We start from the raw sequence: 14859 nt of genomic DNA, 5'->3' as shown, positions 1-14859 counted from the left end.
ATCGTGGAAACCCTCACCAACGTGCTCACCGCGGCGTGTCTGCTTCTCGGCTGCATCATGTCTCTGGGCGCCGCCATCGGCCTCATCCGCTTTCCCGACCTGCTCTCCCGTCTACACGCGGGAACTAAACCGCAGGTATTCGGCCTGACGCTCCTGTTGCTGGGCGTGGGCTTCGCGGCACGCGACTGGGCTATTTGGCCCCTGCTGCTCGTGATCCTGCTACTGCAGTTGCTGACCATCCCGATCTCGGCGCACATGATGGGCCGCTCGGGTTACCGCAACAAGCATTTCCGCTCGGCAGACCTCGCGCAAGACGACCTGCGTACCGTGATTGAAAGCGCCGAATCGGGCAAGTAACTCACTTCAAGAGTTTTTGTGCTAACGCATCGAGCACCATGCCGAGCAGGCCGATCACCACGATGACGGCCAGCATCTCGTCGTAGGCCAGGCGGTCGCGGGCGTTGAGAATCTCGTAGCCCAGGCCCGACGAGACACCCAGCATCTCGGCCGGCACGATGATCACCCAGGCGATGCCGAGCGCCAGCCGAATGCCCGAGAGCACATACGGCTGGATACTCGGCATCACGACGGTCTTCAGGATCTCCGAGCGCGTGGCGCCCAGGGTCTGTGCCACCTGCACGTGCTGTTGATCCAGGGCGTGGACGCCGGAGATCGTGTTGAGCGCGACCGGCCAGACCGCCGCCATCGCCACCAGGAAGATCACCGGGGAGCTACCCACGCCGAAGAGGGCCACCGCGATCGGTGCCCAGGAGAGCGGGGAGACCATGCGGAAGAACTGCACTAGCGGTGCCGAAAACCCGCTGGCGGTGCGGGAGAACCCGATCACTAGCCCCAGCGGAATGCCGATGACGATCGCGATCAGCAGGCCGGCCAGCAGACGCCAGAGGCTCACGCCGATGTCGGAGAGCATCACCCCGCGCGAGAACAGGTCGTTCAGCGCTCCGGGTACGTTCTCGGGCGCGAACGCGGTGACCATCGTGTTGCCCTGGGCCGAATGGGTAAACACCCACCAGAGCAGAACGGCGCACGCGATACCGAGCAGGCCTAACAGGGCGCTGTGATGTTTCTTAGCCATGGGTTACTCTCCGTCGATGTGTTCGGTTCGCGTGAGGCCACTGGGCCCGAATTGTTGTATGCCGCCGGCAGCATTGATAGCTGCCGTCACCATCTCTGAGTTGACCAGCTCGCGGTGCACCGTGGCTGGGTCGAGGTGATCGAGAAAGGCGGTGGGGGCGTCCATCGTGGTCTGCCGCATGTGGGCGATGAGCTCGTGGGTAAAACTCTCAAACGGGTAGGGCTGAAACTGCAACATATGCCCGCCCCACTCGGGGTGGCGGATCACCGAGCGGTGTTCGGCGCCGTGGTCGGTCATCGCCCGCAGGATCGCCGGCGGTTTCTGCGGCAGGTACTTCTTCTCCGAGAGGATTTTTGCGGCCTCGGGGCGGTGTTCCCGCCCGAAGCGCTGGGCCTCGACGAGGGCGTCCACGAATTTTTGCCCCGCCCCGTCGGAGCGGTCGATCAGCTCGGAGCGCATCATCGTCACGCAGCAGGCGTGATCGCGCCAGACGTCGCCCATGTAGCGGTGAATCGTGCCGACCTTCTGGATCTCGGCGGCGGCGTTGAAGGGGTCGGCCACGGTGAACGCGGCGATGGTTCCGTTGGCCAGCGCGGGAATCATGTCGGCCGGGGCCATGACTACCAGCGCGACCTCCCGGCGGGAGGCGTCGGGGGTTTTGCGGATGACCGGGGTCAGCCCGGCCTCACGCAGAATCTTCTGCACAAGAATGTTATGGATCGAGAACCAGCCGGGAATCGCCACGGTGGTCCCGGCGAGGTCTTCGGTGCGGTCAATCGAAGGTGCCACCGTGAGCGACGAACCATTGACGTGGTTCCAGGCCACGATCTGAGCGTCCGCGCCGAGGTCGTATTTGAGGTATACCGCCATCGGCATGAGCAGGTGAATGACGTCCACCGTGCCCGAGAGAAACGCCTCGGTCAGCGACGACCATGAGCGGAACAGCACCGGTCTTTCCACCTCGATGCCGTGTTTGGCATACATCCCCTGGGCGTGCGCCAGCAGCAGGGGAGCGGAGTCGGTGATCGGCAGGTACCCTACGCGCACCGGGGCGGACGCCGAACCCGAGTCCTCGCCGCTCTCGGCACCCGTTCCTGCGGCTTGCCCGAGGGCGTGTGCGCCCCAGACCGCGCCGCTACCCAGTGCCGCGCCGGCCACACTCAATGCGCCGCGACGGGAAAACTCTGTATCAAACATGGCTCTCCCGCGGGGTTCGAGACCCGGTGGCGCGGTAGTGTTCGAGGATCTCGGCCTCGCTGACGTTACCGGCGGCGGGCTCCCAGAAACGGGTGAAGCCGGAGCCTGCCTCGAAGAAGCCGATGCGGTCGCCGACCGTGACGGCCTCGTGAATGTCGTGGGAGACCATGAACACTGTCAGGCCCAGCTCGTCGATCAAACCGCGCAACCACCCCTGTAGCTCCTCGCGGGTGGCCGGATCCAGTGCCGAGAACGGTTCGTCGAGCAAGAGCACCGAGGGGCGAATGGCCAGCGCCCGGCCTATGGCCACGCGTTGCGCCTGGCCGCCCGAGATCTCGTCAACCCGCCGGTTCTCCAGCTCGCTCAACCCCAGCGTCCTCAGCAGTCCCGTGACGTACTCGGGGTCGACGCGGCCCTTGTTCGCCGCGTAGCGGGCACCGAGCTCGATGTTTTCGCGCAGGTTCAACCACGGGAACAGCCCCGGGCGCTGGAAAACTACCGAGAGGCGTCCGTCGTCTGCCATCGCGATCGTTCCCGAATCCAGCTCATCGAGGCCGGCGATGGCGCGCAACAGAGTGGACTTCCCCGATCCGGTGTGGCCGAGCACGATGAACGCCTCGCCCGCCTCGACCTGAAGGTTCACGCGGTCGAGGGTGGGCGCGGGGGCGCCGGGGTAGGTCTTGACGGCGTCGGTGACGCTCAGGGCTGCAGACACGGGCGTTCCTAACTCTTGGCGCGGCTGAGCTCGTACCGCAGGTGCCCCTCGGTGGGGGACTGCACGGGGAGGAAGAGCGATTCGCGCAGGCGGCGGCCGGAGGGGGACTTCACCGCGTAGGCGCGCCCGCCGATGACCGAGAGCTCGAGCTTGGTGGCGTCGGTGGCAAGGTGGCTGACGTCCAGGCGCATCTGCAGCAGGCGGGTGCGGTCTGCGGTGGCCGGGGACTCGGCCAGCTCGGTCAGCTCCTGACGCAGGCGACGGTACTCGGCGGCGGCCCGTTCGAACTCGTCGATGAACACGCCCTGGGAGACCTCCGCGTGGTCTGCGGCGGAGTTCAGCGCGGCCCCGGCGAGGCCCAGGCAGAACGAGGACTGCAGGGTGAGGAAGGGCGCGGTAATCTTCGCGAGGAACCCCGGCACGTCTTGGCTGAGGATGTCTGACTGCGGCACGAAGAGGTTCTCGAACTTCATGAAGCCCGACTCTGTGGCGTCGAGGGCCAGCAGGCCCTTCTGGTGCTTGATGTTCAGGCCCTCGGTGCCCACCCGGGTGGTCACGATGTACTTGGCGGTTTCTCCGGCGGGGGCGTCGTCCACGGCCACGGGCAATACGATCACGCCACCCTCGTGCAGGTTAGAGGCCCACGAGATGATGCCGTTGAGTTCGAGGCCGCCCTCCACGTGGGTCGCGTGCACCTGCAGTTCGCCCACGCCCGAGGCGTCTTTGAAAGCGGGTGCCATCGCGGTGGACGCGGTCAGCTCGCCGGTTGCCAGGCCCTCGGGCAGTTCCCGGCCCACGGCGTCGAAGAAGGCGATGGTTGAGCGATGCGCCCAGAGCGAGAACGCGGTGGCGGTGCACTCGGTGGCCAGGTCAAAGACCACGGCGGCCTGGGGCAGGATCGATCCCTCTCGACCCAGCGTCAGCAGACCCTCGGCACCTAGTTCTTTGAGGGTTTCGAAGGGGTTGCGTTCGTCCTGATCGACGGCGGTGGCGTGCTCCGCGGCGAGGGAGATAACGTTCTGGCGCTGTGGGTAATCGTAGAGCGGTTCGAGCTGAAAGTCTGTCATGATGGGGTGCCTTTCGAGAAGTGAGCGGCGTTTTGGGGCATAGAAAACGCCGCCGCTGTGGGATCGGGGCCGGAAGGTGGGCTTGGCGATCGGGTGGCGGCGGCGTCCTCTACTGAGAGCTAAACGAGCGGGGCTACCCCGCGGCGGTTAGCTGTTCTGGTTCAGCTTGAAGATGCGGTCGATCGGGGTGTTGACTGCCGCACGCGCGCGCTCCAACGCTGCCTCGTCGGGAGCATCGTAGAAACACAGGCACTTGGCGGTGTCTTCGCGGACGTAGGTACGCAGGAACGAGACCTCGGGAACCTTGGCGTAGTTCGGGGCGTTCTTCTTCTTGCGGGCCAAGTACTCGTCCATGGTGATCTCGGCGGGGATGTCCCACTCGATGAGGTACTCGGCGTCTTTCTTCAGCTTCTTGATGTCTTCGAGGTCTGCACCGACCAGGCGAACCTCGTCGGGACCTTCGAGGCCGGCGACATCGCGGAAGGTGTCTTTGTAGGACTGTGCGAAGACGGCGGGATTCTCTGCTTCGAGAATCGCGTAGACGGTCTTGAAGTCGGAGGTCACCTGGGTTTCGATGACCTCGGCGTCCAGACCCTCGAGGGCCTGGTGAGCCTTCTCGATGATGTCGGTTGCGGTTTCTTTGGATGCTTCAGCCTGGGGCGTGAACTCAACGAGATACAGAGCCATGGGGTGTCTTCCTTTCGTTGTAGCGTCAAACAATTTCTAGTTCTGCTCCGAAATGTACGCCAGCCGGCCAGGGCGTTTCTAGATTTACTTCAAAAAACGTCATATAACGTCAATCTTCTTCGTAAACCCAGATCGGCCCTGGCCGGCTGGAGAACATATGCAGTTATCAGAGGCTGATTAGCGGACGCCGGCCATGCGGCGAGTGATCCATTTATTCATGGCCCAGAGAATACAACCAATGATGATGGTTCCGATACCCAGGCTCAAGAAGTAGGGGACCTCAGTTTCCATGGAGTAGAACTTGCCGAGCCAGCCTGCCAAAACGGTTCCCAACGCCACCGAAGTGAAGTACAGGGCCACCATGTTCACGCGGTGCTTTTCAGGCGCCAGTTTGGTGGAGAGTGAGGTTCCCACCGGTGAGATGGAAAGTTCGGCGAGGGTGCACACGAGCAGAATAAGGACGATCCAACCCACATTGACACTCATGTTTCCTGCCTGGGTCAGGAAGATCAGGAAGGCGAGGCCAACACCGATGATGCCCAACGAGAACTTCGAAACTGAACCGGGCTGGCGGGTTCCCAACTTGGTCCACATCAACGTGAAGATAGGGGCAAAAATGATGATGAAGATCGGGTTAATGGAGTTGACCAGGTTCGGGGTCAATTCCATGCCGAGAATATGCCAGTTGAGGCGGGTGTCTGAGTAAACGGCCATCACAGTGAATTGCTGCTGGTACAACGCCCAGAAGACCGCGTTACCGATCCACATGGGAATAAACGAAACCACACGAGAATGCTCATCAGCTGTAATCTGCTTATCACGCAGGATCATGGTAAAGAGAGCCACGGCGCCGATCGCAATAAGAGCCATAACCCAGTTGGAGAGGTTAAAGGGATTAATAATCCCGGTAGCGACCAGAGCAACGATCGCAATCAGAATAACCAGGCCGATCAGTGAAAACTTCTTCTTTTCCGACGAGCTCAGCGGAGCAGAAAGGCGATGGGCGGAAGCTGGCAGGTTCTTGCGGGTGAGGGCGTACTGAATTAGACCGAAGGCCATTCCCACGGCGGCCAGCAGGAAGCCGGCGTGGAAACCCCACGCTCCCCAGCCGAGACCAGTCAACAGGGGGCCAATGAGCGCACCGATGTTCACGCCCATGTAAAACAGGGTGAAACCACCATCACGTCGTTCGTCCGTTTTGCTGTAAAGCGAACCAACGAGAGCCGATGCGTTGGTTTTGAGACCACCGGAGCCGATTGCTACGAGAACAAGACCAACGACCACACCGGCTACCCCCGGAATGAGCGAAAGGGCGATATGGCCGAGCATGATGAGCACGGCGGAATAAAAGAGAGTGCGCTCGGGGCCAAGAACGCGGTCGCCCACAAAGCCACCCAAGATGGCCAAAAGATAAACCATGCCGCCATAGGCGCCGATGACTCCTGTGGCTACCCCCTGGTCGATGCCGAGACCACCGTCGGTCACCGAGTAGTAGAGGTAGTAAATCATGATTGACTGCATGCCGTAGAAAGAGAATCGCTCCCACATCTCTACGGAGAACAGGTTGGCAAGCATGCGCGGGTGACCGAAGAAGGTCTTACCGCTCGGGTTGTGTTCTACGTCGGGTTGCGACGGAGACGCTGAAACGCTCATAGAAATCTCACTTAAATAGTGGTGTGATCGAGCTTAAGCTCTGATTGCTTTTCAGGGAAAGTTTAGACCTGTATCACGTCAAATCAACAACTCGCAACGGCTACCAGAGGGTCAATTTTTGGGAGTAATGATGCTCTCGAGGGGCAGAACCTCGATAACTCCCCGAAAACATGAGATATTAAGAAGTATGGATAACAAAAATAAGAACCACCATTTAGACCACAATTTCGATTCCAATAATGAAGGCGTTCAGCAGGGTTCGTCCTACGCCTACGACGAGCGTTCGGCGGACGTTAACCATGCCGACCGCGACCTTCACAACGGTGCACCCGCCGCACCGCAGTACAACGAGAACCGCGACGGCCTGGGTCGTAACGGTATGGAACAGCGCGGTGATCACCACCTCGGCCACGATGCCCACGGCGTGGGTCACGACAATCTCGCTCACACCGAAGGTACCAGCGCCGCCAGCACCTCCAAGGTGCTCGGCATCGTCGCCCTCGTGCTCTCTATCCTGATGATGCTCTTCTGGATCGGCGAGATCATCCCCCTGGTGCTCGGCTTCATCGGCCTGGCCAAGGCCAAGAAGGCTCAGCGTCTGGGCGTGAAGGCCTCCGGCGGCAAGATCATGAACATCCTCGCGATCGTGCTCTCGATCATCGGTCTCCTCGGCGGCCTGGCCCTGAGCATCTGGCTGTTCAACGATCCGGAATTCCAGAACCAGATCCGCATGAACTTGTAGTTCGCCCCGCTTCATCCCCTACGGACGCTTGCCCGAGGCTGGCGTCCGTGGGAAAGTAGGTGGCAAACAGACCCGCTTCAAAGGAGCATCATGAACGACGATCTGCGCCAGGTTACCGTCGACGAAATCCCCGCCGACGCCAAAATTTTGGACGTCCGCGAGGACTACGAGTGGGAGGCCGGGCACATCAAGGGCGCGCAACACCTGCCACTGGGTGATGTACCCGCCCGCTACGGCGAGGTTCCCCTCGATGAAGACGTCTACGTGATCTGCCGCGCGGGTGGCCGTTCGCTGAAGGCCACCGCCTACTTGCAGGACGCCGGATTCGACGTCATCAACGTGATCGGCGGCATGGGTGCCTGGGCAGATGCCGAGAAGCCCATTGTTTCCGACAACGGTGAGACCCCGCGCGTTCTCTAGGCCCGTATAGAAAGCACCCACCCATCTCCTAAGATGGGTGGGTGCTTTCTTTAACCCTCCGCCCGCTCAGCGTGCCCGTGCGCCCCGAGCGCGTTTTCACCGCGCTCACCGACGGCGCCGACTACGCTTTCTGGCTGGATTCCGCGCGCAACGAGTCTCCGATGTCGCGGTTCTCTTACCTCGGGGTCGTTCCTGACGGGGCCGATATATTACGCGTGGAGCATGCTTCTGCCGCCGAGAACCCCTTCGCCGCGCTCGAGCGGGCCGCGGCGTCCGCCCCGCAGGTGCAGAACGCACCCGCCGAGCTGCGCGACGAACTGCTCGGCGGTTACGTGGGGTACTTCGGTTATGAGGCTCGGCGCGCGCTGGGGTTCCCCGCGCCCCATGAGGCGGCGACTCCCGACGCACTCTGGATGCCGGCGCTGCGCTACCTGATCATCGAGAACGCTTCCGGACGCGCCTGGCTCGTCGGCGACGAAGAGTGGGTGGAGAGCACCTCGGCCTGGCTGGATCGCGACGGCGGCGAGATGATGGGCGACCTCGCAGCGGAGCCCCAGCCCCTGGACCTCGACCTCACCCTGCCCGAGCGAGAGGCCTACGAGGCAAAGATACGTGAGTGCCTGCACGAGATTTACGAGGGCAATAGCTACGAGGTGTGCCTGACCGCGGAGACCCGCGGCCGCCTCCCCGAAACCCTCTATAACCCGCAGGGAATTATTGATCTGTACCTGGCCCAACGAGACCACAACGCCGCCCCTTATGCCGCGTTGCTCAAATGCGGGGACCACTGGGTGCTCAGCTCCTCGCCCGAGCGGTTCTTGACCGTGGACTCCACCGGTGCCGCGGAGACCAAACCCATCAAGGGGACGGTGCCGCGGGCGTCCTCGGTTGAAGAAGACCGGACGCGCGCTGCGTGGTTACGTGAGGACGCCAAGACCCGTGCCGAGAACCTGATGATCGTGGACCTGCTCCGCAACGATCTCTCCCGGGTAAGCGAGCCCGGCACGATCGAGGTGCCGGTGCTGATGGGCGTGGAAAGCTACGCGACGGTGCACCAGCTGGTCTCCACGGTGCGCGGACGCTTGCGGCCCGGTGTCGGCGCGGTCGAGGCCGCCGCGGTGTGCTTCCCGGGCGGGTCCATGACGGGCGCGCCCAAACCGTCGACTATGCAAATCATCGACCGGCTCGAAGATCGCCCCCGCGGCATATATTCCGGGGCGTTGGGTTTCTTCTCGGCATCCGGGGCGGCCAACCTCTCGATCGTCATCCGCACGCTGGTGGTGTTGCCCGGTGGCAAGGTGTCCCTCAGTGCCGGCGGTGCGATCGTGGCAGACTCCGATCCCGGCGCGGAATACGACGAGATGGTCACCAAGCTGCGCGCGGCGCTTCCGCCTTCCGTCGCTCGGCGTAGCGCGCGGTAGAGCGCCTTAACGGGTTAGGTACCGGGGATTCTTTATTGCAGGGAAGTAGGGTAGAGGCATGAGTATTTTTTCCTTCGATCCCAGCGAAACCCGCGGCCAGAAAGCGGCCCGACTGGCTCTCGGCACCGGCCTGACCTTGATGGGCGGGCTCCACTTCAAGCCCAGCTCGGTGCCCAGTTTTGCCAGCATCGTTCCACCGTGGGTACCCGGCACCTCTGAACAGGTCGTTTATGCCTCGGGGGTGGCGGAACTCGGTCTGGGGCTCGCCTTACTGACGGCACCCCAGGCGCGGCGGGCGTCCGGACTGGGCGCGGCGGCGCTGTTCACTGCGGTCTTCCCCGCTAATGTTTACCAATACACCCACCGCATCGACATCCCCGGCGTGTTCGACTCCGACGCCAAGCGCCTGCGTCGACTGCCCCTACAGATCCCCATGATCGCCGCCGCCCTGTATGTGGCGAAACGGTAGACGAGGATCTCAGCCAGCCCGCTAAACTGGAGAGCATGACTAAGCTTTCTGAATCCCTCCCCATCGAAGAAGCACGCGAACGCCTGCGCCAGCTGATCTCGGAGCTGGCCGTGGTGCGCGGCAAGGTGACCCTGGCGTCCGGCAAAGAGGCCGACTACTACGTTGACCTGCGCCGCATCACCCTGCACCACGAGGCCTCGCGCCTGGTCGGTCAGGTAATGCTGGATCTCATCGACTCCGCCGGCATCGAGTTCGACGCCGCGGGCGGTCTGACCATGGGCGCCGACCCGGTAGGCCACGCGATCATGCGCACCGCCGGTGACCAGGACCGCGCGATCGACACCTTCGTGGTGCGTAAGGCGCAGAAGTCCTACGGCATGGGCCGCCAGGTCGAAGGCCCCTCCGTTGAAGGACGCCGCGTGGTGGCCGTCGAAGACACCTCTACGACTGGTGGTTCGGCACTGACCGCCGTGGAGGCGCTGCGTAACGCCGGCGCCGAGGTGGTGGCCGTGGCCGTGATCGTCGACCGCGCCACCGGAGCCAAGGAGCGCATCGAGGAAGAGGCCGGCGTGCCCTGCATCTACGCGTACTCCAAGGACGACCTCGGTCTCGACTAAGAATGACTGAATCTTCCGATCTCATCCCCGAGCCGACGCCTGAGGCGCCGCTGACCGAAACCCCCACGCCCGCCACCGACGGGGCCGCCGCGACCCAGTTCGAGGAATCGAAACACAACGTGGGTGTGGGGCCGTGGGAGGGCGAGTGGCCCTCCGGTGACCACTGGGACCCCGAGCTCCTGCGCAACGGCGACCGCCGCAACGTGGTCGACGAGTACCGCTACTGGTCGATGGACGCCATCATCGCCGACCTCGACTCGAAGAGGCACACCTTCCACGTGGCCATCGAGAATTGGCAGCACGACCTGAACATCGGCACCGTGGTGCGCACCGCCAACGCATTTCTGGCCAAAGAGGTGCACATCATCGGCAAGAAACGCTGGAACCGCCGCGGGGCCATGGTCACCGACCGGTACCAGCATGTGCGTCACCACGCGACGGTTGAGGAGTTCGTGGCCTGGGCGCAGGGGGAGGGATTGACGATCATCGGCATCGACAACTTTCCCGACTCCAAGCAACTGGAGACCTACGACCTCCCCGAGAACTGCGTGTTCGTGTTCGGGCAGGAGGGGCCGGGCCTCTCGGACGAGGTCTATGAGGTCGCCCAAGACACCCTGAGCATCGAGCAATACGGCTCGACCCGCTCGATGAACGCCGCTTCGGCTGCGGCGATCGCGATGCACGCCTGGATTCGTAAGTTCGAGTTCGGGCAGAGCGTGCGGTAGGGGCTTTCGGGGGGTCTGCCTGTTTTTGACCGTGAGATTTTGGGTCTTCGAGCCATCCCGTTTGCTTCTGACCGTGAATCTGTCGAAATGACCGCCACGTTGCGGTCATTGCGCACATTTCGCGGTCAGGAGGGCCCGGGTACCGCAATCTCACGGTCTGGTAGGGGTGGCGGGGGTTTGCGGTCGCTAACGCCGGGTTTCCCCCAGTCAACCGCACATGTGACCAACGGAATACTTGATTCCGAAAGTAATTGAGGGTGTATTCTAGAAAGCAGATGGGTTACCAGAACCACAAGTCCAATAAAGCGAGGCGCCTATGAAACCCGACGAATACCCCAAACCCTTCTCAGAACAAAGCGCAGGGCACGAACCTCTCCACGCGGACACCAGCTCGTTTCAGCAGGTGCCCGCGCCTTCGTCCTCGGCGGATCGCCTGAACCAGGCCGCCGGCAGTGAGCGCGGCACCCCCAGCTCCGCCAACCAAACCGACCAAACGGACCAACCGGGCACCTTCACCCAAAGCCTCATGGTGCAGACCCCTGCGGCACGCCGCAAGATGCTCTTTGCCCTGATGGTGCCGCTCTTCATGGCGCTCGTGGCGGTCTCGGTGGTCAACGTGGGTATGACCCCGATCGGCCACTCCCTCCACGCCGAAACCAGCCAGTTGCAGTGGGTGGTCTCGGGTTACGCGTTGGCCTTCGCGGTCTTTCTCGTCTCCGCCGGACGTCTCGGTGATGCCACCGGACGCCGCCGCGTCTTCGTCTCCGGGGTCGCACTCTTCACGATCGGTTCGCTCGCCAGCGGGCTAGCCCCCACCGCCGACTTCCTCATCGCGGCCCGCCTGCTCCAGGGTCTCGGCTCTGGTCTGCTTAACCCGCAGACCACCGGCATCATCCAGCAGCAATTCAGCGGCCAGGCACGCGCTAAGGCCTACGGCATGTTCGGAACCACGGTGGCCGTAGCGACCATGGTCGGCCCGCTCCTCGGTGGTATCCTCATCCGCTCCTTCGGCGAATCCCTCGGTTGGCGCATGATGTTCCTCGTCAACGTGCCCATCGGCATTATCGGCATCGTGCTGGCGATCCTGTGGTTACCCAACGACCGTCGAACCGCCGCCACGCGTCCGGGACAGGTCAAGGTTAAGACCGATCTCGACCCGGTTGGGTCCCTGCTGATGGCCGTGGCGATCTTCGCGATCATGTGGCCGTTCGTGGAACGCTCCGCAGGTGTGATCAACTGGATCGCCCTCCCCCTCGGCCTGGCGCTGTTCTGGGGATTTATTGTGTGGGAAAACAAGTACAAGGGCCGCGGCCGTGAACCGATGCTCGACACCTCCCTCTTTAAAGAAGAGGCGTTCCGCAACGGCATTTTGATTGTGGGTCTGTACTTCTTGGGCGGCACCAGCGTGTGGCTGATCGTGGCCGTTTACCTGCAGACGCACCTGGGGCAGTCGGCGTTGACGGCCGCGATGATCGGGCTCCCGGCGTCCATCCTCTCGGGCATCTTGGCGTCGGTCGCTGGCCGTTACGTGCTCCGCGCCGGTCGTCGTCTCATCATGGGCGGCATCGCCTTGATGTTGGTGGCGCTGGCCGGCACTGTGGTGGTCATGTGGAACATCGAATCGGGCGCGTTGCCCGTATGGACCGCGGCGATCCCGCTGTCGCTGGTGGGCGCGGCCGGTGGCATGACGATCTCGCCCAACCAGACTCTGACCATGAAGTCGGTCTCGCCCCGCATCAGCGGCGTGGCCGGCGGCGTGATGTCGCTCGGTCAGCGCATCGGCACCGCCGTGGGTACGGCTCTGATTCCCGGCATCATGTTCAGCTTCGCGGACGCCGGACGCGGCTGGACCCTCGGTTTCGCGGCTTCCTTCGGCGCGATTTTCGTGCTGATGATCTTCGGCCTGGTCTTTACGATCAAGGATCGCCGCCGCGAGGTGCGCGAACAGCTGGCTGCCTAACTTTACATTTCAGAGGATTTGGGATTATTTGGGTTTATGCCCGAAATATTGCGAAAAACCCTCTGTGATTGGCGTGACCTGTTGCTAGGATAGAACATAAGAGGTGCACCTCGATCGTGCGCCGCGACAACTTACTCATCGCCTGATGAGACTTTCCAAATTGAGGAGTCAGTATGCCTATTGCAACCCCTGAAAAGTATGCAGAAATGCTGGAAAACGCAAAGACCAAAGGCTTTGCGTACCCCGCCATCAACGTGACCTCGTCACAGACCCTCAATGCCGCCCTGCAGGGCTTCGCTGAGGCTGGTTCGGACGGCATCGTGCAGGCCTCGACCGGTGGCGCCGCATACTGGTCGGGCTCCTCCAAGAAAGACATGATTGCCGGTTCGTTGGCTTTTGCCGCTTACGCCCGCGAGGTGGCTAAGCAGTACGACGTCAACATCGCGCTGCACACCGACCACTGCCCCAAGGACAAGCTCGATGGCTTCGTGCTACCCCTGATCGAAGAGTCCGAGAAGGCTGTTGCTCGCGGTGAAGACCCGATCTTCAACTCCCACATGTGGGACGGTTCCGCCATCGCCCTCGACGAGAACCTTGAGATTGCCCAGCAGCTGATCGCTCGCACCTCGAAGAACCACCAGGTGCTCGAGGTCGAGATCGGCGCAGTTGGCGGTGAGGAAGACGGTGTTGAGGGCGCGATCGACGATTCGCTCTACACCACCGTTGAAGACGCCATCAAGACCGTTGAGGCTATCGGCCTGGGCGAGAAGGGCACCTACATGGCGGCCCTGACCTTCGGCAACGTGCACGGCGTGTACAAGCCCGGTAACGTGCACCTGCGCCCCGAGCTGCTCAAGGAAATCCAGGACGAGGTCGGCAAGAAGTACGGCAAGGAGAAGCCTTTCTATCTGGTGTTCCACGGTGGTTCCGGTTCCACCGAGCAGGAGATCGCAGACGCAGTCTCCTACGGCGTGATCAAGATGAACATCGACACCGACACCCAGTACGCCTACACCCGCCCCGTCGCCGGCCACATGCTGGGCAACTACGACGGCGTTCTGAAGATCGACGGCGAGGTTGGCAACAAGAAGGTGTACGACCCCCGCGTTTGGGGTGCCAAGGCTGAGGCTGGCATGGCCGCCCGCGTTGTTGAGGCAGCTCAGCAGCTGGGCTCCACCGGCACCTCCCTCAAGTAAGCTCCGCGCATTCCGCGTAGAACCCGCTCCCGCCGCACGGTGGGGGCGGGTTCCGCCGTTTAAGGGCGATGATTCGCGGACGCCGGCCGTAGCCGGGTGCGGACGGGGCAGGCGGGATACAGTCGGCGGGTGCCGGTGCTTTATTCCGAAATAGGGGGTTTTGCGAAGAAAGGTGCCCGTTGAAGAGCGGCATTCTTACAAAACTGGGGGTTTTAAGAAAAAAGGATGATCGTTGAAGGCGTTATGCCAAGCCGGTAGAGAACTACTTTTCCCCGAAGATCATTCTGACTAGCATGGAGGCGAGTACAAGATCCCTAACGGAATGAGAAAAAATGTCGCTAGCAGGCAAGAACCTATTGGACGAACCCCAGCCCACCTTCCTCCCCAAGGAGGCCGAGCTGGAGAACCTTCTCGGTGCGGGCGAACCCGCCGAAGATGTCGTGAAGAAGTTCCCGAAGTCGTCCCTGGCCTGGGCGCTGCTGGCTGAAGAAGCGCTGGACGCCGGCCGCACCGTCGAGGGGTACGCCTATGCCCGCGTGGGTTACCACCGCGGCCTGGACGCTCTGCGCGGCCACGGCTGGAAGGGCCACGGCCCGATCCCGTTCTCTCACGAGCCCAACCGCGGCTTCCTCAAGGCTCTCTACCTGCTGGGCGGTGCGGCCGCTGAGATCGGTGAGACTGATGAGGCGGAGCGCATCGAGAAGTTCCTGAACGATTCCGATCCGGAGGCTAAGGCGCAGCTCGCCCAGTAGTTGTCAGCCCCGACGAAGGACGCCGCTCAGTCAACATCCCTTAAACGCCAGACCCGTGCCAGTTGACTGAGCGGCGTCCCTCGCCATGGGCAACGCTCCTGCAGACAAGCAACGGCGCCAGCTGGCCGGGTCTGGCGTGAAT

16 protein-coding genes are annotated in these 14859 nt (G+C 62.6%); 10 read left to right on the top strand and 6 right to left on the bottom strand.

Features of this window, described 5'->3' with window-relative positions:
- Positions 1-3 precede the first annotated feature (3 nt).
- On the top strand, positions 4-357 hold the full coding sequence (mnhG, locus tag VVR12_RS06380; RefSeq protein WP_368550329.1) for a monovalent cation/H(+) antiporter subunit G: 354 nt from the start codon (positions 4-6) through the stop codon (positions 355-357).
- Between the two features lies 1 nt (position 358).
- Here mnhG and VVR12_RS06375 read toward each other — a convergent pair whose 3' ends face one another.
- From VVR12_RS06375 to VVR12_RS06350, 6 genes are all read right to left on the bottom strand, one after another.
- Positions 359-1096, bottom strand: coding sequence for an ABC transporter permease (locus VVR12_RS06375; protein ID WP_368550328.1), 738 nt, complete (start codon positions 1094-1096; stop codon positions 359-361).
- Between the two features lie 3 nt (positions 1097-1099).
- Positions 1100-2293 (bottom strand): ABC transporter substrate-binding protein, encoded by a 1194-nt coding sequence (locus VVR12_RS06370; protein ID WP_368550327.1) that lies wholly within the window; start codon positions 2291-2293, stop codon positions 1100-1102.
- The gene (locus VVR12_RS06365; protein ID WP_368550326.1) at positions 2286-3008 is read right to left on the bottom strand and encodes an ABC transporter ATP-binding protein; all 723 of its coding nucleotides are present in this window, start codon (positions 3006-3008) and stop codon (positions 2286-2288) included. The genes VVR12_RS06370 and VVR12_RS06365 overlap by 8 nt, the downstream gene beginning before the upstream one ends.
- Positions 3009-3016: 8 nt before the next feature.
- Positions 3017-4075, bottom strand: coding sequence for an acyl-CoA dehydrogenase (locus VVR12_RS06360; protein ID WP_368550325.1), 1059 nt, complete (start codon positions 4073-4075; stop codon positions 3017-3019).
- 147 nt (positions 4076-4222) lie between these two features.
- Positions 4223-4762 (bottom strand): DUF4242 domain-containing protein, encoded by a 540-nt coding sequence (locus VVR12_RS06355; RefSeq protein WP_368550324.1) that lies wholly within the window; start codon positions 4760-4762, stop codon positions 4223-4225.
- A 177-nt stretch (positions 4763-4939) separates the two neighbouring features.
- Entirely contained in the window at positions 4940-6415 is a 1476-nt protein-coding gene (locus tag VVR12_RS06350) for a peptide MFS transporter (protein ID WP_368550323.1), read from the bottom strand.
- A 187-nt stretch (positions 6416-6602) separates the two neighbouring features.
- Here VVR12_RS06350 and VVR12_RS06345 point away from each other — a divergent pair, with 187 nt between their 5' ends.
- The 9 genes from VVR12_RS06345 to VVR12_RS06305 all read left to right on the top strand — a co-directional run bounded on the left by VVR12_RS06345 (position 6603) and on the right by VVR12_RS06305 (position 14717).
- Positions 6603-7157: a hypothetical protein gene (locus tag VVR12_RS06345; RefSeq protein WP_368550322.1), complete on the top strand. Its 555-nt coding sequence runs from the start codon at positions 6603-6605 to the stop codon at positions 7155-7157.
- A 90-nt stretch (positions 7158-7247) separates the two neighbouring features.
- A complete protein-coding gene (locus VVR12_RS06340; RefSeq protein WP_368550321.1) occupies positions 7248-7577 on the top strand; it encodes a rhodanese-like domain-containing protein in 330 nt (109 codons plus the stop codon).
- Positions 7578-7618: 41 nt separating this feature from the next.
- Positions 7619-8998, top strand: coding sequence for an anthranilate synthase component I family protein (locus VVR12_RS06335; RefSeq protein ID WP_368550320.1), 1380 nt, complete (start codon positions 7619-7621; stop codon positions 8996-8998).
- A gap of 58 nt (positions 8999-9056) precedes the next feature.
- Positions 9057-9467, top strand: coding sequence for a hypothetical protein (locus VVR12_RS06330; protein WP_368550319.1), 411 nt, complete (start codon positions 9057-9059; stop codon positions 9465-9467).
- Between the two features lie 35 nt (positions 9468-9502).
- Complete coding sequence (gene pyrE, locus VVR12_RS06325; protein WP_368550318.1) at positions 9503-10084, top strand: orotate phosphoribosyltransferase; 582 nt, start codon at positions 9503-9505, stop codon at positions 10082-10084.
- Positions 10085-10086: 2 nt separating this feature from the next.
- Complete coding sequence (locus tag VVR12_RS06320; RefSeq protein WP_368550317.1) at positions 10087-10809, top strand: TrmH family RNA methyltransferase; 723 nt, start codon at positions 10087-10089, stop codon at positions 10807-10809.
- Positions 10810-11125: 316 nt separating this feature from the next.
- A complete protein-coding gene (locus tag VVR12_RS06315) occupies positions 11126-12769 on the top strand; it encodes an MFS transporter (protein WP_368550316.1) in 1644 nt (547 codons plus the stop codon).
- Between the two features lie 173 nt (positions 12770-12942).
- Complete coding sequence (gene fbaA, locus VVR12_RS06310) at positions 12943-13965, top strand: class II fructose-bisphosphate aldolase (protein WP_368550315.1); 1023 nt, start codon at positions 12943-12945, stop codon at positions 13963-13965.
- A 332-nt stretch (positions 13966-14297) separates the two neighbouring features.
- Positions 14298-14717, top strand: coding sequence for a DUF3151 domain-containing protein (locus tag VVR12_RS06305; protein WP_368550314.1), 420 nt, complete (start codon positions 14298-14300; stop codon positions 14715-14717).
- Positions 14718-14859: the final 142 nt, after the last annotated feature.

This window comes from Rothia sp. LK2588, assembly GCF_040946465.1.
GTDB lineage: Bacteria > Actinomycetota > Actinomycetes > Actinomycetales > Micrococcaceae > Rothia.
Note: the sequence above shows the minus strand (reverse complement) of the source record. Positions and strands in the feature narration are given on the sequence as shown.